The organism is Halothiobacillus diazotrophicus (assembly GCF_001663815.1).
Taxonomy (GTDB): Bacteria; Pseudomonadota; Gammaproteobacteria; order Halothiobacillales; family Halothiobacillaceae; genus Halothiobacillus; species Halothiobacillus diazotrophicus.
In genome coordinates this window covers 1592496-1612847 of record NZ_CP016027.1, presented here as the reverse complement: position 1 = coordinate 1612847, position 20352 = coordinate 1592496, and the positions used below count along the sequence as shown (strand labels likewise).

Here is a 20352-nt window from a genome sequence, read left to right as displayed (position 1 = left end):
TACCCATGCACCCCTCGAATACGCCGGGTTATTTGTCTTCAACGCGTCGCACCAAGATTGTGGCGACATTGGGGCCTGCAAGCGACAATCCGCAAGTCATCGAAGAACTGGTGCGTGCCGGTGTGGACGTCGTTCGCTTGAACTTCTCGCACGGCAAGGCTGCCGATCATCAGAACCGTGCCGACATGGTCCGCGAAGCGGCACGCAAGCACGGGCGATTCGTATCGATCCTGGGGGACCTCCAGGGGCCAAAGATTCGTATCGATCGATTCAAGACCGGCAAGGTCGAACTCGCCGATGGTGCAATGTTTACGCTGGATGCCGATATGGATCGGGATGCCGGGGATGAGCAGGCCGTCGGTATCACCTACAAGGCATTGGTCACTGATTCGAAGCCGGGTGACATTCTCTTGTTGGACGATGGCCGGATCGTGCTGCAGGTCGAAAGCGTCGTCGGCAACAAGATTCAGACGAAAGTGGTCGTTGGCGGCGAGTTGTCCAACAACAAGGGGATCAACCGTCAGGGCGGCGGCTTGTCGGCACCCGCGATCACCGAAAAAGATCGCGACGATATCAAGACGGCAGCCCAGATCGGTGTCGATTACATCGCCGTCTCCTTCCCGCGCACCGGTGAGGACATCCATGAAGCTCGCCGATTGCTGCAGGAAGCGGGTTGCACGGCCCACATCGTGGCGAAGATCGAGCGCGCAGAAGCGATCGACAGCATTCGGGACATCATCCAGGCCTCCGATGCCATCATGATCGCGCGTGGCGATCTCGGTGTGGAAATCGGCGACGCCGAGTTGCCTGCGGTGCAGAAGGCTTTCATTCGCATGGCGCGGGACATGAACCGTCCGGTGATCACAGCGACCCAGATGATGGAAACGATGATCACCAATCCGATCCCGACCCGGGCCGAGGTGTTCGACGTGGCCAACGCGGTTCTGGATGGCACGGATGCGGTGATGCTCTCGGCCGAAACGGCCGCGGGCAAGCACCCGGTTCGCGTCGTCGAAACCATGGCGCGCATCTGTCATCGGGCCGAATACCAGATCGAAGCGAAGCGGGGCCAACCGCCGCTGGATATCCCCTTTGAGCGGATCGATCAGGCGATTGCCTATTCGGCAATCTATACGGCGAATCACCTCTCGGTGGGCGCCATTGTCGCCTTGACCGAGTCGGGCGCAACCCCGTTGTGGATGTCCCGCGTCAATACCGATATTCCCATTTATGCCTTCACGCGCAGCGAAGTTGCAGCACGCCGCGTGGCGCTGTACCGTGGGGTTCAGGCAGTGCATTTCCCGTATTCGTCCACGGATCATGCCGAGGTGAATCGACTGGTCATCGAGGCGTTGATCCAGATGGAGCGTCTGGATGAGGGTGATCTCGTAATCATCACGAAGGGCGACCTGATGGGCGAGATGGGCGGCACCAACGCGATGAAGATCGTGCGCGTCGGGGATATCATCAACGCAGATTGATTGCCGTGATCGCAAGGCGATTTGCCGGCAACACGGTGCTCTGAGATTATTTATCTGATTTCGTTTTGTTTTTTACCTAACTGGAGAGGCTAGATGGCACTTATTTCCTTGCGTCAATTGTTGGATCATGCGGCTGAAAACAGCTATGGCATGCCCGCATTCAACGTCAACAACATGGAGCAGATCCACGCGATCATGCAGGCCGCTGACGCGTGCGATAGCCCGGTCATCCTGCAGGGTTCCGCGGGCGCTCGTTCCTACGCGGGCGAGCCGTTCCTGCGTCACCTCGTCATGGCGGCGGTAGAAATGTATCCGCACATCCCGGTGGTCATGCACCAGGATCACGGTGCGGATCCGGGCGTCTGCCTGCGTGCCATCCAGTCCGGCTTCAGCTCGGTCATGATGGACGGTTCCCTGATGTCCGACATGAAGACCCCGTCCACCTACGAGTACAACGTCGACGTGACCCGCAAGGTCGTCGAAATGGCGCACTCCGGCGGTGTTTCCGTTGAAGGCGAACTGGGCTGCCTGGGCTCGCTCGAAACCGGCAAGATGGGTGAGGAAGACGGTCACGGTTCCGACGAGGAACTCGACCACTCCATGCTGCTGACCGATCCGGAAGAGGCTGCCGACTTCGTCAAGAAGACGGACGTTGATGCCCTGGCCATCGCCATCGGTACCAGCCACGGCGCCTACAAGTTCACTCAGAAGCCGACCGGCAAGGTGCTGCGCATCGACCGCGTCAAGGAAATCCATGCCCGGATTCCGAACACGCACCTCGTGATGCACGGTTCATCTTCCGTACCGGAAGACTGGCTGGAAATCATCAACAACTACGGCGGCGACATGGGTCAGACCTATGGCGTACCGGTTGAGGAAATCGTTGAAGGCATCAAGCACGGCGTGCGCAAGGTCAACATCGATACCGACCTGCGTATGGCGAGCACCGGTGCCATTCGTAAGCACCTGCACGACAACCCGGCCAACTTCGACCCGCGCAAGTTCTTCAAGGAAGCCACCAAGGCCATGAAGGGCATCTGCCAGGCACGTTACGAAGCATTCGGCTCCGCCGGCATGGCCTCCAAGATCACCGCGATCAACCTCGACGAGATGCACAAGCGTTATGCGTCAGGCAGCCTGAAGCAGCAGGTCAAGTAACCCGCGTAAATCCGTACGCGCCGAGGCAGAACCCCGGTGCGACAAGTATAAAACCCGCTCTTGTGGCGGGTTTTTTTGTTGTATGGGCCCTGATGCGGCAGATCGCAATATCCGATCAGATTCGTGTGACCGGTCGGCGGCAGTCATGCAAAGTTTCGACGAGCAGATTGCTGCCCTGACGTTGCTTGGCCCGGGATTTGATGGCACTGATTTGCTCTGTCAGCAAGTGACTGTTGGGGACCTGATCATCCCCGAGATTCAGTGCAGCCAGCGTCACGCTGCAGATCGGGTACTGCCTGGGGTTTCCATCGCGGTCGGCTGTGCCGATCGAGCCGCGTTGCTGATCCTCGGGATCGTAGAATGCGGGGATCCGGGCGTCGAACTGACGGATGATTTCGTCGCAGTATGCGCGCCAGTCCGTGGTGCGATAGAGGATGACGAAGTCGTCACCGCCGATATGGCCGAGAAAGTCACGCGCTGGATGGGTATGGTCCTTGAGTATCTGGCTCAGCATCAGGAGCACCTGATCGCCCCGCTGATACCCGTAATGGTCGTTGATGGCCTTGAAATGATCGAGATCGACATACACCAGAGCGAAGGGTTGTCGTTCGGCTAGCCAGGATTCGAGCGTCTCGTTCAAGGGGACGTTACCGGGGAGGCCGCTGAGGGGGTTGAGGTGTTGTGCCTGACGCACCTGCTGGGTCGTGTACAGACGAAGCAGGTCGATCAGTTGACCGATGCCGGCATAGGCGCGACCGCGGGTAATGATGAAGACGTCGTGAAAGCTTCGATGATCGCGCTCACTGAGTCGTCGGCTCAATACCGTGAGCGATTCAGATTCATCGACGATGACGGGCCGTCGATCCATCAGGCGACTGATCGACCGACGTTCGTTCAGTGGTCGTCCGTAGGGGCTGGCGTAGAGGTTCATCAGATCATGCCGCCAGGCAATACCGACGGGGGACTCCCCATCGAGTACAGGCAGGGCGCGGAGTTCCGGGCTCGAGAGAAATAGGTCCATGACCGTATCCAGGCGGGTCGTGTGCTGAACGCTGCGTGCAGGCTGGATCAGCGTGCGGATCAGGCCCTGTTGCGTCCGTTGTGCCTGTCGATAGCTGACAAGATGACCGAGGATTTCGGGTTCGATGTTCCGCAAGGGTTCCGTTGCCGGCTTGCCGAACAGGTAGCCTTGCAGGAAGTCGACACCGAGTTCCGTCAAGACGCCGGCTTCCGAGGGGGTCTCGATGCCCTCCGCGATGACATGGGCCCCGGACTCCTTGGCAAGATGGACGACGGAACGAACGAATCGATATTTCTTGGGCAACTTGTCGATGTCGCTGAGCATCTTGCGATCGATCTTGACGATTTCGGGCTGCTGATCCATCCAATGAAGCATGCCGTTGTAGCCGGCTGCAAAATCATCCAATGCTAGGGATATGCCCAGCTTGCGCAGCCGGTCGAGGTTGGCTTGTAGCACGTGGGGGAAGTTGCTGTAATGCTGTTCGGTCAATTCGACGACCAGCCGGGTGTAGGCCAGGCCCTGCGTCTGGAGACAGGCGAGTAGATTGTCGACCGAAAAATCGGGGTGACCCAGGCACTCCGGGGACAGATTGACAAACAGTCGACCGGGTAAATCCAATGTCATGAACCGATCGATGGCGCGCGCGACGAGATGGCACTCGAGTTGGAGGCGTCGATCGGTTGCCGAGGCGATCGAGAGCAGCTCGGAGATGTCGGAGAAACCGGCGTCCACAGGCGGTCGGCCAAGGGCCTCGTAGCCATGGATTACGTGGCTCATGACGTCGATGAAGGGTTGAAAGGCAATCGCAATGCGTCGACGGGCGATCAGTTGGTCTATGCGCGTGGCAGCGTCCGCCATCTGGCGAGGGGGCGCACTGTGCGGGATGAACCGAGTCTCGGCAGAATGAGCGGGGAGTAAGGTTTTGTCGCGCATCACATATCCCCCCTATGCGCCATGCAAAGGGATCGGCTGGCAGGTGGGTGTTATTAGATCGATTTTATAGTGCGCTTTCGGCATGACAGACTCATGAATGCTTCGATCAAGTAGTGGCGCCGCGTGCATTGAAATTGTTTCGATGCGCAACGATGGCGATAATGCGTGGGTCATACAGATCCTCGGATACAAAACATGCAAGACGAAACGCTGGTAGCCGCCGTTGACCTCGGGTCCAACAGTTTTCACATGCTGGTGGCCCGGATTCATGCTGGACAAGTGCAGGTCGTGGATCGGATGAAGGACATGGTCCGTCTGGCCGGCGGCTTGCAAGAGGACGGATATCTTTCTGAGGAAGCCATTGAACGAGGCCTGGCCAGCCTGACTCGCTTCGGACAGCGATTGGCCGGCATGCCCCGGGGCAGCGTACGTATCGTGGGAACGAATACGTTGCGCGCGGCAAAAAATGGGGCTGAATTCATAAGACGGGGCGAAAAGGCGATCGGACACCCCATTGAGATCATTGCGGGCAGGGAAGAGGCCCGACTCGTGTATCTGGGGGTTGCGCAGAGCGACATTCCGATCGATGGTGTTCGGTTGGTCGTGGATATCGGTGGCGGATCGACCGAGCTCATTCTGGGCCGTGGAACGACCCCGGATAAGATGGAAAGCGCTCCGATCGGTTGTGTCGCCTTGATGCGGGAGTTCTTTTCCGATGGTGTGTTCTCCGCTTCGCGACTCGCCCGAGCGAAGACGCGGGCCGAGCTCGAACTGAGTCCCTATAAGGGGGCGTATCTCGATGTGGGCTGGGCGCGTGCCGTGGGCAGCTCCGGAACGGCCCGATCTCTAGCCGCCGTCGCGGAGGCCAACGGTTGGGGGGACGGCAGCATTACCGCCGAGGGGTTGGCTCAGATTCATGCGGCGGTGCTCAAGGCAGGGTCACTCGATAAGCTGGATCTGGCCGGGCTGTCGGAGGATCGCAAGCCGGTATTCGTGGGCGGATTGATTGCCATGCAGGCCGTGTTCTCCGCGCTGGAAATCGAGCGGATGCATATCAGCGACGGTGCGCTGAGAGAAGGCCTGGTCTACGACTGGCTGGACCGTAGCGATCATGACGACATCCGGGCCGCCACCGTGCAGCGCCTGCAGCACCTGTTCACCATTGACATGGCCCATGCCGATCGCGTGGCGCGTTCCGCGCGGATGCTGTTCGGTCAGGTGGCGGATGCCTGGGATCTGCGCAGTGCCCCGGATGCAATCGAGGCACCGCGCTACTCGGTCTGGTTGGAAATCGCCGCGCGTCTTCACGAAATCGGTCTGGCCGTCAGTCATTCCGGTTATCACCATCATGGCGCGTACATACTGAATTACGCCGATATGCCGGGATTGACCCGCGCCGCGCAAACCATTATCGCCAGTCTGGTGCATGTCCATCGGCGCAAAATGAAGCCGCAGCGTTTCGAAATGGTCGAGGAAAGCCTACGCGGGCAGGTGGTCCGCTTGGCAGTGGTTCTTCGCCTCGCGGTGCTGCTTCATCGGGATCGATCGCTGCGCTCCCATGTGCCGAATTTGAAGCTGCAGGCGAAAAAGCAGTCGCTCAGTATCCGGTTTCCGGAGGGTTGGCTGGAAGCGCATCCCTTGACGGCCATGGATCTCGAGCTGGAGCGCGGTTACCTGGAAATGGTGGATTTCGAACTCGAGTATCTGTGAAGCCGCCCATGCGCGGGCCGGGTGACAATTGCTGCCGAATGGGGATAGAGCGTGATTCTGGTGCGCGCTAATGGGGCGCGAGCGTTCTGCGTGTTGCAATGCAGCAACAAAAAATAGTCGGCTTGTTGTAAAAAAGTTCGTTGCGGCTTGTGTCAATCCGACATCCGGCTACTATTGCCGGGGTACCCAGATTGCTGGGGAATCTTGTAATCTCAAAACTCATTGGAGATCGATCGGATGAAAAAGAATATCATCGCATTCGCAGTCGCCGCAGCCCTGGTTGCTCCGGCCGCCGCTATGGCCGACACCACCCTGTACGGCAAGTTCCACGTATCCTACGATTTCGTTGGCGGTGACAACCACGCTGCTACCACTGGCGGTTTCTCATCCAACTCTTCCCGCATCGGTATCAAGGGCAAAGAGAAGATCAACGACAGCCTGTCCATCATTTATCAGTACGAAACCGGCATCGACGCGGGTCAGAACGCTTCTACCGGCGCTTCTGCAGGTGGCCTGGGCGGTCAGCGTAACACCTTCATCGGTGCTACCGGCGCTTTCGGTACCGTCATCACCGGTCGTCACGACACCCCGATGAAGATGATGGGTCGTAAGTACGATCTGTTCGGCGACACCGTTGCTGACTCTCGTAACATCATCGGCACCACCGGCTTCGATCTGCGTCCGTCCCAGGTTTTGGCCTATGCCACGCCTGATCTGGCCGGCTTCAAGGCCATGGTTGCCTACATCAACAGCTGGGCTGCAAACGACAGCTACTACACCAACCCGCCGTCAGCCAAGACTGCTCCGTACTACAACAACTCCAACGCTTGGAGCATGAACGCTTCTTACAGCATCGCCGGCTTCGGTCTGGATGCAGCGTATGAAACCCGTCGTCATGGTGGTCCGAATGCTGCTGGTGTTTCTCGCAGCACCGACGCCTACCGTCTGGGCGCGAACTACAAGATCGCCGGCTTCAAGATCATGGGTCTGTACATGGATGCCAAGAACGTTGGCTTCACTTCCGGCAAGGATCTGAAGACCTATGGCGTTGGCGCGGCATACAGCTTCGGTGCAAACACCATCAAGGCCCAGTACTACAAGGCTGACAGCTTCAGCGGCACCACCAACACCGGTGGTGACCTGTGGGCCGTTGGTTACGACTACAAGCTGAGCAAGCAGACCAGCGTTTACGCTGTCTACGGTCAGACCAGCAACGATACCAATGGCACTTACACCATCATGGGCGGTGGTCACGACTACAGCTTCCCGGTTGGTACCGCTTCTTCCAGCGGCCTGAAGACGTCCTCCGTCTCTCTGGGTATCCAGCACAAGTTCTAAGGTTCGGCTGACCTGAGTCAGGTCATCGCCAACAATAGAGTCAAGGCCCCTTCGGGGGCCTTTTTCGTGGGCATTGGAAACGCCGGATGGAATCCCGTCGTTTCCAATACGTCATTTTGGGTATGATCGAGCTTTATGGTTCCAGGTCACAGGTGCTCGACGCGTGTCTGCTCATCAGATTCCCCCGGTCGAGGGCAGCCAGGAATTGGGTGCTCTCGACTTTCCGCTCTCGAATTGCCGCCTGATCGAGGCGAGTGCCGGTACCGGTAAGACCTATACCATTGCGGTGCTCTATCTCCGCTTAATCCTTGGTCATGACCGCTGTTCCGACGCAGAACCTGAACCGCTGATGCCTCCGCAGATTTTGGTCGCAACCTTTACGCAGGCCGCGGCCGACGAACTCAGAGAACGCATTCGCGCGCGTCTGCATGTGGCGGCACAGCTCTTTGCCGCTCCGGATTCATCCATTCCTGCCGATGTCGATCCGCTGCTTCTGACGCTTCGAGGGGATTATCCCAACGGGCAGGACCGTCGAATTGCCGCCGCGCGGTTGGCAAAAGCGGCGGACTGGATGGATGAAGCAGCGATCTTCACCATTCATGGCTGGTGCCAGCGGATGCTGATCGAGCATGCTTTTCACAGCCGGAGTCTGTACGCGCAGACGCTCTTGACCGATATGACTCCGGTGCTGGAAACCTGCGTGCAGGATTATTGGCGCATTCACGTGTATGGATTGCCCGAGGCGCAACGGCGTCTGGCCGCTCGTCTGCTGGATGATCCCGAGACGCTTCTGCGGCGTCTGCGATCCCTGCTCGTGCGCGACGACACGCCGATCTGGCTGGCCGACCGCGCTGTGAGCGATGGCGATGCCGATCTGTCTGCCATTCTTGCCTGCGGTACCGCCCATAAATCCTTGCTCACGCGTCTCGAATCCGCAGCCCGTCAGATTTGGCAGGCCGATGCGGCGGCGTTGTCTGAGTTGGTGACCACACTGCACCTGGGCATCAACAAGCGCAGCCATGGCGTGTTGAAGACCGAGCAGGATCTGGCGATGGCGCTTGAACGCATTGCGTCCTGGGCCGCTACCGGAGAAGCTCTCGATCCCCGGATCCGGGCATTCCTGGCCGGACCGAGCCTGAACAAGGGGTTCGCGCTGCCGGATCATCCGATCTGGTCGGCGGTGGCCGCCTGGCATGGGGCAGTGCGGCAAACCGGTGAACTCGATGAGGAAATGCGTCTGGCACTGTTTGCGCATGCCGCTTTGTGGGTCCGGCATCGGGTCGGCGTAATGCTGCAGACGCAGGGACAGATGGGATTTGACGATTTGCTGGTCAATCTGGATCGCGCGTTGGAAGGTGCCACTGGACATGTGCTGGCCCAGTCGCTGTGTCGGCAGTTTCCCGTTGCGCTGATTGATGAGTTCCAGGATACCGATCCCCTACAGTTCCGGATATTCGATCGTATTTACGGAATCACGGACGAGGTGCCTTCGGGCACCGTCATCCTGATCGGGGACCCCAAGCAGTCCATTTACCGATTCCGGGGGGCGGATATCCAGAGTTACCTGAAGGCCAGAACAGCAACCACCGGCCGCCATTACACATTGGGACACAACTTCCGGTCGACGCCGGGATTGGTCAATGCGGTCAATCAGGTTTTTTCCCTGGCAGAGTCGCGCCCCGGGGGCGCATTCGGCTACCGTGACGGGGGGGGCAATGCGCTCCCTTTCATTCCTGTTGCGGCGAAAGGCCGAGCGCGGACGCTTCGGATCGACGGCCAGGATGTTCCCCCTCTGACTGGTTGGACACTGTCGGGTGAACCCTGCGGCGTGTCTGTGTTCATCGATGAGATGGCTGCGCGATGCGCCACCGACATTTGTCGGCGTGTTCAGGCGGGTGCCGGGGGGCAGGCGGTGTTCTATCCGTCCGATTCCGGTGTCGAGGAGGGCGGGACGGCGTTGCAGCCCCGGGATATCGCGGTACTGGTGTCCAACGGCAAGCAGGCGGCGGCGATCCAGCAGGCGTTGAGCCAACGGGGCGTGCGCAGTGTATACCTGTCGGATCGGCATCGCCTGTTTGCATCGACCGAGGCCGCGGATTTCCTGCTCTGGCTCCGTGCCATGGCTGATCCGCGCCACCTGGGCCATATCCGCAGCGCTCTGGCGACGGGATCGTTCTGCCGTTCGTTGGCGGAATTGGATGCCCTGAGATCGACGGAGGCCGGTGAGGATCCGCTGGATGCGGCGGTCGAGCGTTTCCTCACCTACCGGGCATTGTGGCTACGACAGGGTGTCCTGGCCGCCGTTTACCGACTGCTGCACGATTACGACATTCCGGCACGGTTGTTGACCCGGCCGATGGTCACCGTGTCCGGTGAGCGGCGGTTGATGAATCTGCTGCATCTGGCGGACTGGGCACAGAGTGAACAGGCGCAGCTTGCCGGTATCGACGCCTTGTTGCAGCGATTCCACCAGGCTCTGGATGCCAACGAAACCGAACAGGAGTTGCGGCTCGAGCAGGACGAGAATCTGGTACAGATCACGACGATCCATTCCGCAAAGGGGTTGCAGTATCCCCTGGTCTATCTGCCGTACCTCTGCCTGATCCGGCCCAGCGAACGGTCGCGGGACGATGTGGCCCAGGTTCGTCACGTGGGGTCGGCGCGTGTGCTGAGCCTGGGCGCGGATCCGCAGGCACTGGCGGAACAGCGGCATGATGAGCTGACCGAGGGGTTGCGCCTGATCTATGTTGGGCTGACGCGGGCAGAGTCCGCCTGCGTGGTCGGGCTGGGTCCGGTGACCTTCAACAAGAAGGCGGCAGGCACCGAGACGGAAACGGCGCTGGGTTATCTCCTCGGATTATCGGCATCGTCTGGTGACGCGCTGACCGAGCGGCAGGGCGAGGGTGCGCCGGGTCCGGTACCGCCCCGTACCCTCGACGAGGCGCTGACGCACTGGGCGGCTTGCTCGGACATTCGGATTGTCTCGGCCCCCGTCGCAACGAATGACCGCTACGAGGCGCCGCTTTCGCCCTTGGGTACGGCCTTGACGCCGCGTTCCCGGCACTTTCGTCCGTGGCAGATCACGAGTTTCAGTAGCTTGTCGCACAGTCTGCATGCCGCATTGCCCGTGCCCGAAACGCCGGAACAGGCCAATCGTCTGGATAGCCTGGTCGATGAATCCATGGAGGAAACGACCGTCCGGTCGTCGCACTCCGTGGCGGTCGATTCGACGGCGCCTGGCCCCGCCCATCCGACAACCGTGATCTTGAGTCGTCTGCCCAAGGGCCCCGAGTTTGGTACGTTGATGCACCGTCTGTTCGAAGTGGCCGGGGCAGAGGGCTTTGGCCGGTTCGACAGTCGGGCGACCTGCGCAACGTTATTCCATGCGGATGAGGGGCTGGAAACGACGCCGCCGGAGGTGCGTGAACCGTTGACCGAGCTGATTGCGCAGTCGCTGTCCGTGCCGTTGCCCTCGGCCTCGGGGCCACTGCCTCTGCGCGATCTACGGCGGTACCAGATCGAACTCGAGTTCTGGCTGCCCGTGGACGCCTTGCGTGTCGCGGCGCTGGATGCCATTTTGCAGGCGCATTTCCATCCCGGTTTGCCGAGACCGCCGTTGTCCGACCAGTGGGTGGCCGGTCAGCTGAAGGGGTTCATGGACCTCGTTTTCGAGGCCGATGGACGGTATTACGTGCTGGACTACAAATCGAACTGGCTGGGTGAGACGGATGGCGCCTATGCCCAGGAACGCTTGACCGAAGCGATGTTGGCCGCGCGCTATGATTTGCAGATGGCCCTGTATTTGACAGCGCTTCACCGGCATCTGCAGGATCGGGTGCCCGATTACGATTACGCGCGGCACATGGGTGGCGCATTTTACCTGTTCGTCCGCGGGGTTGCGGCGCCCGGGCGTGGCGTTTATTCCCATTGTCCGGACGTTGCCGTGATCGAAGCCATCGATCGCTGTCTCGGTGGTGAATCCGAAGTCCCACCGGGGGCGGATCCGCTGGCCGTATTGGCCATGGAGGCGACATGAGTCCCGAGCAGCTGTCCCTGGATTTTATCCCGCCTCAGGGCTCGAGCCAGGAGGGACTGGGTGCGGCGGGTGACGACAGGGCAGGCGACGCGATGCTGCCGCCGATCGCGATATTGATGGATCAATGGGTCGATGCCGGTTGGATGCGCCGCGTCGATCGTGCGGTCGGCCGATGGCTTGAGGCGCTGTGCCCGGAGACGGACGCCCGAGTGATCCTCGCCGCCGTGCTGACCAGTCATCAGGCCGGTCAGGGGCACGTCTGCCTCGATCTGGCCGCCTGTCTGGACGATCCCGATACCGTCCTGAAAATGCCGCCGCAATCGGGCGTGCTGCCCGAGGACGGTATTCCGCCTGTTCGACCGGCCCAGTTGATGCGGGGTTGGCGCTTGGCGGATTGGGTGGCCGTCCTTGCCGATGCGCGTAGCGTCGTCGCGTTGGCTGAAGATCCGCAGCCACCGACCATCGGTGATCCGGAATCAGCTGGCGTGTCGATATTGCCCGATGCGCCTCCGTTCGTGCTGGATGGTGGTCTCCTGTACCTGCGGCGATACTGGGTGCAGGAGCAGGCCATCGCCGAACAGGTGCGTCGACGGGTGTCCGCCGAGTCGGCTCGCCTGGATGTACGGCATGTCCGCGAGGTGCTGGATCGCTTGTTCGATCCCATGTCGGTTGACCCTGCCGAGCCGGATTGGCAGAAAATCGCCTGCGCGCTGTCGATTCGTCGACCGTTTTCGATCATTACCGGCGGACCGGGAACCGGCAAGACAACCACCGTGGTCAAGCTGCTTCTGATGCGCCAGATTCTGGCATTCCGCGCCGGGCAACCGCCGCTGCGGATTCGTCTCTCTGCGCCCACCGGCAAGGCGGCGGCCCGTCTGAAACAGTCCATCCAGGCGCAGATCGTCACCCTCCTGCCCCGATTTGCGGAGACATATCCCCGCCTGGCAGACACGTTGCCGCAGACCGTCGAAACCCTGCATCGGCTGATTGGCGTTCGACCGAATCAGCCGCGCCCGGTGCATCATGCGGGCAACTATTTGCCGGCCGACATCGTGGTGATCGACGAGGCGTCCATGATCGGTCAGGAACTGATGGCCCGAACCCTCGCAGCCCTGGCACCCGACACGTCGCTGGTGCTGCTTGGGGATCGGGATCAGCTGGCGTCGGTCGAACCCGGTTCCGTATTGGGCGCGCTTTGTGCCCACGCCGATGCGAAGATGCCCTATGATGCGGAAACGGTCGAATGGATTCGGCAAACCGTTGGCGTATCGCTGCCGGCTGCTGCCGAGCCGGGCGCCTCTCTCGATCAGGCCATCGCGACGCTGCGCTACAGCCATCGCTTCGGCCCGGATAGTCCCATCGGTACCCTGGCGCGGGCCATCAATGCCGGCGATGCCTCGGCCACCCGTCGGGTGCTTCAAGCGGCATCATCGCCGGGCGAGGCGATCGGACTGTTGCCGGATGACCGTCAGGCGCACGGCCTGACTCGTCTGGCGGTCGAGGCGCTATCGACCTGGCTGAAGCGGGTGCAATCACCGCCGTCGATGGTTGGGGCGGCGCAGGATGACTGGGCTCGTGCGATCTTCGCCGCGCACCAGGAGACGCAGATTCTGTGTGCATTGCGCCAGGGACGGCAGGGCGTCGAGGGCGTCAACCTTTTGGTCGAGCAGGCCCTGTACCGCGCCGGATTATTGCCGGGGTTCGGTCTGCGCGAGGGTGCCTGGTATGCCGGTCGCCCGATTCTCGTGACCCGGAACGAGCCCGGATTGCGGCTCGCCAACGGGGATATCGGCCTGACGCTGCCCTATCGTGACGATGCGGGCCGCGAGCCGGTCCTGCGGGTGGCATTCCCCGGTGACGATCCCACGGCGCCGATTCGCTGGTTGAATCCACACCGGTTGCCTTCCTGCGAAACCGCGTTTGCCTTGACCGTGCACAAGGCACAGGGATCTGAGTTCGGCCATGCCGTCTTCGTGCTGCCGGCGGCGCCGAACCCGATTCTGACGCGCGAGTTGATCTACACCGCCCTGACGCGGGCGAGGGACCGCTTCACCCTGGTCGCTTCCGATGCGGATCCATCCTTGTCGATCCTGGCCGATGGGGTGCGTCGTCGGGTGCAACGCGCAGGGCAGCTGGAACGATTATGTGCGGATTGAGGACGATTCCCCGGTTGAATTGAGGGAGCGCGGGTATCCGATGTGGGATGAGTTAGGGCGTGCGAATGACGCGACTGCCGAGGCGTCGGTCGATCACACTGCGTCGCTCGGGATCGATCTGACTCAGCCAGAACGGCAGGCCGGCCAGGAGGATCGAGAGCAGGCCGCCCAGGAACCGTAGCGTGGCGCGCCCCAGGCAGTCGCGCCCGTCGAACCGGACGCGAATATGCCAGACCTTCATGCCCGGCGTCTGGCCGCCGATGCACCAGAACAGCGTGAAATACGCGCCGACCCACAACAGCAGATAGCCGCGGTACAACCAGGCCAGCCCGCCCGATTGCGGAAAGGCCTCGCCGTGATTCAGGGGCAGGGCGATGAGGGTCGCCAGCATCAGCAGGGCAAAGACGAACAGGCTGTCGTAGAAGAGGGCGGCGACCCGCTTCCATACCGGCGCCGGGCGCGGTGGTTCCGATTCAGGTTCGGCAGGTGTCTTTGTGCGGTCGGTCATGGGGCGATGCTCCCGAGCAATCGTTCGATGAAGCGGGTTCGGGCGGCGAGATCATCCATCGTTTCGGTCCATTTCAGCGTGTCCGCCGTGAGACGGAATTTCTGCGGGTCGCTCTGCACGAGCTTCACGAGTTTAACCGGGTCGATCGCCGCGTGTTCGGTGAAGACGATGCGACCCCCGCCACTGGCGAGTTCCAGCTTGCGCATGCCGAGATCGCGGGCGCGCAGGCGCAGGCGATGGGTTTCGATGAGGGTTTGTGTCGGGTCGGGCAACAGGCCGAAGCGGTCGATCAGTTCGACCTTGATCTGATCGATCTCGTTCTGTTCCGTGCAGTTGGCCAGACGCTTGTACAGAATCAGCCGGTTGTGGACGTCCGGCACGTAATCCGCGGGAATCAGCGCCGGCAGGCCGAGATCGACCTCGCCATTGACGTGTTCCAGCGGCGCCAGCAGGTTGGGTTCCTTGCCGGACTTGAGCGCGCGCACCGCGCGATCGAGCAGATCCATGTACAGGCCGTATCCCACCTCGTGCATCTGGCCCGACTGACCCTCGCCCAGCAGTTCGCCCGCGCCGCGAATCTCCAGATCGTGCGTGGCCAGGGTGAAACCGACGCCCAGTTCTTCCAGCGCCGTCAGGGCATCCAGGCGCTTCACGGCATCGGCCGTCATCTGTGCGGGCTCGGGCGTGATCAGGTAGGCATAGGCGCGATGGTGCGAGCGGCCGACCCGACCCCGCAGCTGATGCAGTTGGGCGAGACCGAACTTGTCGGCCCGGTTGATGATGATGGTGTTGGCGGTATGGATGTCGATACCGGATTCGATGATGGTGGTCGAGAGCAGCAGGTTGTACCGCTGATGGTAGAAGTCCGCCATGATCTGTTCCAGGCCGCGTTCGGGCATCTGTCCGTGGGCGACGGCGATGCGCACTTCGGGGATGAGCTCGGCCAGTTGCTTGGCCATGCGGTCGATGGTCTTGACCTCGTTGTGCAGGAAATAGACCTGCCCGCCGCGCTTGAGCTCCCGCTGCACGGCTTCGCGAATCTGGGCGTCGTCCCATTGCAGGGTCAGGGTTTTCACGGCCAGTCGCTCGCGGGGGGGCGTGGCGATGATCGACAGATCGCGGATGCCGCTCAGGGCCATGTTCAGCGTGCGGGGAATCGGCGTGGCGGTGAGGGTGAGCAGGTCGACCTCGGCACGCAGCCGCTTGAGCTGCTCCTTGTCGCGCACCCCGAAACGCTGTTCCTCGTCGATGATGACGAGCCCCAGGTTGTGGAATTCGATCTTGTCCCGCAGCAGTTTGTGTGTGCCGATGACGATGTCGACCTTGCCCTCGGCGATGTCGGTCAGCGTCTGCTCGGCCTTCTTGCCCGTATGCAGGCGGGAGAGGCCTTCGATGCGCAGAGGCCAGCCCGCAAACCGGTCGCGGAAGTTGCGCAGATGCTGTTCGGCCAGGAGGGTGGTCGGCACGAGCACGGCGACCTGACGCCCGTTCTGCACTGCGATGAACGCGGCCCGCATGGCGACTTCCGTCTTGCCGAAGCCGACGTCGCCGCAGACCACCCGATCCATCGGTTGGGCGCGCGCCATGTCCGCCAGGACGCTGTCGATGGCGAGCTGTTGATCCGCGGTGGTCTCGAAGGGGAAGGCGTTGGCGAATTCGGCATACTCCTCGGCCGGCGTCGGCAGGGCATGACCTTTCTTCGCCGCCCGGCGCGCATGCACGTCGAGCAGCTCGGCGGCGACATCGCGAACCTGTTCCGCAGCGCGGCGCTTGGCTTTTTCCCACTGCCCGCTACCCAGCTTGTGCAGCGGCGCGGTTTCCTCGCTCCCGCCGGTGTAGCGGGAGATCAGGTGCAGGGACGAGACAGGTACGTAGAGGCGGTCGTCGCCGGCGAAGACGAGGATCAGGAATTCCTGCTCCAGTCCGTTCATTGCCAGTGTCGTCAACCCACCGAATCGGCCGACGCCATGTTCTTCGTGGACGACGGGTGCGCCTTCCGCCAGCTCGTTCAGGTTGTTGATCAGGGCGTCGGCATCGCGGGTGCGCACGCTGCTGCGCCGGCGCTGTGCGACCCGTTCGGCGAACAGGTCCGTTTCGGTGATCAGGGCCAGCGGCGCGTCAGTATCGGGCAACGCCAGGATGGCCCCCCGTTCGATGGGCGTGACCAGCAGGCCGAAGCGGTCGCCGCCCGACAGCCAGTCGGTCAGACGCTCGAACACCGGCGCGCGGATGCCGGCCTTGATCAGCTGTTCGCCGAAGGCTTCGCGACGCCCCGGACTCTCGGCGGTCAGCAGGATCCTGCCCGGGAAGGTCTGGCTGAACGCCTGGAGTCCGGCCAGGCTTTCCTGCCCGCGCATGGGATTGGCGAGTTCCGGCAGGGACTGATGCGGCAGGCGGATCGCCTGCGGGTAACCGGGATGATCGACGGGGAACGTGAGCAGCCGCGGCCACTGCTTGAGGCGCGCTTCGTACTGGTCGGCGGTCTGATAAAGCTCGTCGGGCTTGAGGATGGGGTGGCTGACGTCGCCGGCCCGCTGGGTATAACGTTCGATGGTCTCGGTGGTGAAGCGTTCGATGGCCCGATCGACGCCCGGCAGTACGAACAGGGCCGCTTGCTTGGGCAGATAGTCGAAGAGGGTCACGGTGTCGTCGAAAAACAGCGGCAGGTAGGTTTCGATCCCGGCCGGTACCAGGCCGTCGCTGATCTGCTTGTATACCGGGCTCCGGGTCGGGTCGCCCTCGAAGCGGTTACGCCAATTGCGTCGGAAGGTGGCGATACCGGTTTCGTTCAGGGGGTATTCCCGGGCAGGGAGCAGGGTGATCTCGGGTACCGGGTCGGTCGAGCGCTGGGTCTCCGGATCGAATAGCCGCAGGGTTTCGATCTCGTCGTCGAACAAATCGATCCGCACGGGCTGGGTCATGCCGGTCGGGAACACGTCGATCAGGCCACCGCGCAGGGCGAACTCGCCGGGTTGGGCGACCTGGGAGACGGCCAGATACCCCGCGTCGATCAGCTGTTGACGGTAGGCTTCGCGATCCAGCCGATCCCCGGCCTTGAGCAGGAAGCTGTGCCCGGTGACGAAAGAAGGCGGCGGCAGGCGCTGCAGGAGGGTCGGGGCGGCGATCAGCGTGATGCCGCGTGATTCGCGGGGCAGGTGCCAGAGGCGGGCCAGTCGGTCGGAGATCAGATCCTGATGGGGCGAGAACCGATCATAGGGCAATACTTCCCAGTCGGGAAATATGTTGCTGGTAAAGTCGAACAGGGCCAAAGCCTCGGCCATTTCGTTCGCCGTGCGGCTGTCCGGCGCGATGACCAGCAGTGGATGCGCGCTGGTTTGCGCCAGATTGGCGAGCGTGTAGGCGGTACCGAGCGTCGATTCGCTGCGTAGGAATAGCGGGTCAGCCGGCGATTTCGGAATTGCGATTCGAGGTGGTTTGGAGGGCGCCATAACAAATTTGCAGCTGGGAATTGCGGGGCATGATTGTGGCGCATTATGCCGGGAATCGCATCTGCTTTGCCCGCAACTCGATCGATGGCGCAGTTCCGTCAACAGGGTGGGCGATCATCCCCTCCCTTGTTCCTGGGCTTTTCTTTCTGGGCTTTTCTTTCTGGGCTTTTGTTTCAGGCTCAGGCGTGAACGTCGACCAATTGTCCAGGCAACTGGCCCACGAACGGTGGCGCCGATTGCCGTGCGGTTGCGGCGACCTGTTCCGGGCTGGATACGCGGTAGGGGGTCTGTGGCTCGACCGGCGCGTTGCGCGTTTGCGCGGAGGGGTAGTTCGGATTCTGGCTGTTGCTCGGCGTCAGCGCACCATCGGCCACGGGCGTATTTGCGTAACTCAAGGGTGGGGTCATCATGGCGTGCACCTCGCTGCTTGCGGGAAGCGGGTCGATCGATCCGGATGAATCCGGAGTCGGTTCAACCTGTTTTCCCCTTCATTATAGCGCAAGATCCTGTCAAAAATAGCATTTTTGCTTTCCCTCACTCCTTGCCCGCCAGGAGGAAATGTTCGGCGCTGTCGAGTTCCTCGGGCGCGCCATAGAGGGTGAGGGTGTCGCCTTCCTGCAGGATCATGTCCGCTTGAGGTGTTTCGCCACGAATCCCCGAACGGTTGATCGCGTCCACCACGATGGTGCGGTTGTCCGGCAGGCAGGCGTTCAGCGGTTTGTCGATTGCGTACGCGCCCTGAACCAGGGTGATATTGCGCAGCGTTCGCGGCGCCAGCGGGACGAAGTCGCCCGCTTCGCGTGATCGGGTCCCGGCGAAGGTATGGCGCAGTGGCGCATAGTTTTCCCGGCGGATTTCCTGAATCTGCCGGATGACTTTGGACACGGGGACGTTCAGTGCCCGAAGTACGTTGCCAGACAAGACGAGACTCATCTCGTAGATACTGGCAACGACATCGGTGGCGCCGGCCTCGTAGAACTGGTCGAGCTGTTCATCGCTACGGGTCCGGACGATGATGGGGATGTCCGGCGACAGGCTGCGTGCCACTTCGATGGTCTTGAGTGCAATGGGATCGTCGAGGTGTGAAATGACCAGTGCCCGGGCACGGCTGAGCCCGGCGGATTCGAGGATCTCGCCATGAGTGGAGTTGCCGAAATGCACCGGCAGGCCCGCCTCCATGGCCTGCTGAACGATGTCCGGATCGACTTCGATGGCCGTGTATTCGAAGCCCTCGCTTTTCAGCAGCCGGGCCACGTTCTGGCCCACTCGGCCGAAGCCGCAGATGAGTACGTGATCCGACAGATCGGAGGTGGACTCGGTGAGGCTGATCTGGGCTTCATGCCGCTCACGGCGGTAGCTGGGTACGATATGCTTGGCGATGTGGCCGTTGAGCTTCACCAGAATCGGGGTCAGGACCATGGAGAAGATGACGACGGCCAGTACGATCTGCCGTTGATCGTCCGGCATGATGTCCGGGGTTGTGATGGCCAGCATGGCGAAACCGAATTCCCCGCCCTGGGCAAGTACCAGCCCCGTACGCAAGGCGACACCGGGTTCCTCGCCCATGGCGCGGCCGATCAGGAAGATGATGGCGGTCTTCACCACGATGAGCAGGGCCAGCAGAATGATGACCCAGACGAAGATGTCCGGCAGGTTGCGGACGTTCAGCAGCATGCCGATGGTGATGAAGAACAGCCCCAGCAGGACGTCCCGGAAGGGGCGGATATCCGTTTCGATCTGGTGTTTGTACTGCGTTTCCGACAAGGCAATCCCCGCAAGGAAGGCGCCCAGTTCGTAGGAAAGCCCGGCCTGATTGGTAAGCCAGCCGGCACCGAGCACGACCAGCAGCACCGCAATGGTGAAGAGCTCCGCCGAGTGCGCGCGCGCAATTTCCCGGAAGAGCGGTCGAAGCACCCAACGTCCGCCGAAGAAGAGGGCTACGGCCACGGCCACCCCGGCCGCGATCGTCCAGGCCACGTTCAGGGTGAGCTGGGTGGAGTCGGTCGGCGTCCCGCTATGCGAACCCAGCACCGGGATGATGATAAGGAAAGGCACCACGGCGATGTCCTGGAACAGCAGCACGCCGATCGCACTATTGCCATGTCGGCTGTTCAGCTCCATCTGTTCGCCGAGTTGCTTCACCACGATGGCCGTGGAGGACACCGTCAGCACCCCGGCCAGCACGAATGCCGCCGCCGGCGAGAAGCCCATCAGCCAGGCGGCGATGCCGGTGATGATCGCTGTCGCGACCACCTGGGCGCCACCCATGCCGATCACTGCGCGCCGCATGGCGATGAGGCGGGGCAGGGAGAACTCCAGGCCCAGCATGAACAGCAGGAACACCACGCCGAATTCGCCGATGATATGGATGTCGGCGGCCTGGCTGATCCAGCCCAGTCCGAAGGGGCCGGCAACTACGCCGACTGCCAGATAGCCGAGCACCGCCGGCAGTTTCAGGCGGCGAAGGCTGACTACCGCGATCACGGAAATGATCAGCAGGATCAGTAGTGAGGCCATGACATCATGTTGCATCGTGGTCGCAATTCCCTGAGATGAAAGCGA

General features: G+C 61.7%; 11 protein-coding genes. 6 read left to right on the top strand and 5 right to left on the bottom strand.

The features are described 5' to 3' along the window. The first annotated feature begins 5 nt into the window (after positions 1-5). On the top strand, positions 6-1481 hold the full coding sequence (pyk, locus tag A9404_RS07165) for a pyruvate kinase (RefSeq protein ID WP_066099611.1): 1476 nt from the start codon (positions 6-8) through the stop codon (positions 1479-1481). A 93-nt stretch (positions 1482-1574) separates the two neighbouring features. Further along, positions 1575-2639, top strand: a complete 1065-nt coding sequence (fba, locus tag A9404_RS07160; RefSeq protein WP_066099610.1) for a class II fructose-bisphosphate aldolase — start codon at positions 1575-1577, stop codon at positions 2637-2639. Between the two features lie 115 nt (positions 2640-2754). Here fba and A9404_RS07155 read toward each other — a convergent pair whose 3' ends face one another. Further along, a complete protein-coding gene (locus tag A9404_RS07155) occupies positions 2755-4593 on the bottom strand; it encodes a GGDEF domain-containing protein (protein ID WP_066099607.1) in 1839 nt (612 codons plus the stop codon). 195 nt (positions 4594-4788) lie between these two features. Between A9404_RS07155 and ppx the strand changes: the two genes are divergently transcribed. The 4 genes from ppx to recD all read left to right on the top strand — a co-directional run bounded on the left by ppx (position 4789) and on the right by recD (position 13833). After that, on the top strand, positions 4789-6303 hold the full coding sequence (ppx, locus tag A9404_RS07150; RefSeq protein ID WP_066099605.1) for an exopolyphosphatase: 1515 nt from the start codon (positions 4789-4791) through the stop codon (positions 6301-6303). Positions 6304-6540: 237 nt separating this feature from the next. Next, positions 6541-7641: a porin gene (locus A9404_RS07145; RefSeq protein ID WP_156521274.1), complete on the top strand. Its 1101-nt coding sequence runs from the start codon at positions 6541-6543 to the stop codon at positions 7639-7641. A gap of 163 nt (positions 7642-7804) precedes the next feature. After that, entirely contained in the window at positions 7805-11677 is a 3873-nt protein-coding gene (gene recB / locus A9404_RS07140) for an exodeoxyribonuclease V subunit beta (RefSeq protein WP_197490299.1), read from the top strand. Then, positions 11674-13833: an exodeoxyribonuclease V subunit alpha gene (gene recD, locus A9404_RS07135; RefSeq protein ID WP_197490298.1), complete on the top strand. Its 2160-nt coding sequence runs from the start codon at positions 11674-11676 to the stop codon at positions 13831-13833. The genes recB and recD overlap by 4 nt, the downstream gene beginning before the upstream one ends. A 52-nt stretch (positions 13834-13885) precedes the next feature. Here recD and A9404_RS07130 read toward each other — a convergent pair whose 3' ends face one another. The 4 genes from A9404_RS07130 to A9404_RS07115 all read right to left on the bottom strand — a co-directional run bounded on the left by A9404_RS07130 (position 13886) and on the right by A9404_RS07115 (position 20322). After that, complete coding sequence (locus tag A9404_RS07130) at positions 13886-14341, bottom strand: RDD family protein (protein WP_066099602.1); 456 nt, start codon at positions 14339-14341, stop codon at positions 13886-13888. Further along, entirely contained in the window at positions 14338-17790 is a 3453-nt protein-coding gene (mfd, locus tag A9404_RS07125) for a transcription-repair coupling factor (protein WP_066099601.1), read from the bottom strand. The genes A9404_RS07130 and mfd overlap by 4 nt, the downstream gene beginning before the upstream one ends. 179 nt (positions 17791-17969) lie before the next feature. Further along, entirely contained in the window at positions 17970-18200 is a 231-nt protein-coding gene (locus A9404_RS07120; RefSeq protein ID WP_066099599.1) for a hypothetical protein, read from the bottom strand. 124 nt (positions 18201-18324) lie between these two features. Continuing rightward, positions 18325-20322, bottom strand: coding sequence for a monovalent cation:proton antiporter family protein (locus A9404_RS07115; RefSeq protein WP_066099597.1), 1998 nt, complete (start codon positions 20320-20322; stop codon positions 18325-18327). Positions 20323-20352: the final 30 nt, after the last annotated feature.

Bases quoted from the DNA above. Each gene is read 5' to 3' on its own strand.
- fba (WP_066099610.1), top strand. From the start codon at position 1,575: ATGGCACTTATTTCCTTGCGTCAATTGTTGGATCATGCGGCTGAAAAC.
- pyk (WP_066099611.1), top strand. From the start codon at position 6: ATGCACCCCTCGAATACGCCGGGTTATTTGTCTTCAACGCGTCGCACC.
- A9404_RS07115 (WP_066099597.1), bottom strand. From the start codon at position 20,322: ATGCAACATGATGTCATGGCCTCACTACTGATCCTGCTGATCATTTCC.
- ppx (WP_066099605.1), top strand. From the start codon at position 4,789: ATGCAAGACGAAACGCTGGTAGCCGCCGTTGACCTCGGGTCCAACAGT.
- A9404_RS07145 (WP_156521274.1), top strand. From the start codon at position 6,541: ATGAAAAAGAATATCATCGCATTCGCAGTCGCCGCAGCCCTGGTTGCT.
- A9404_RS07120 (WP_066099599.1), bottom strand. From the start codon at position 18,200: ATGATGACCCCACCCTTGAGTTACGCAAATACGCCCGTGGCCGATGGT.
- A9404_RS07130 (WP_066099602.1), bottom strand. From the start codon at position 14,341: ATGACCGACCGCACAAAGACACCTGCCGAACCTGAATCGGAACCACCG.
- mfd (WP_066099601.1), bottom strand. From the start codon at position 17,790: ATGGCGCCCTCCAAACCACCTCGAATCGCAATTCCGAAATCGCCGGCT.
- A9404_RS07155 (WP_066099607.1), bottom strand. From the start codon at position 4,593: ATGCGCGACAAAACCTTACTCCCCGCTCATTCTGCCGAGACTCGGTTC.
- recD (WP_197490298.1), top strand. From the start codon at position 11,674: ATGAGTCCCGAGCAGCTGTCCCTGGATTTTATCCCGCCTCAGGGCTCG.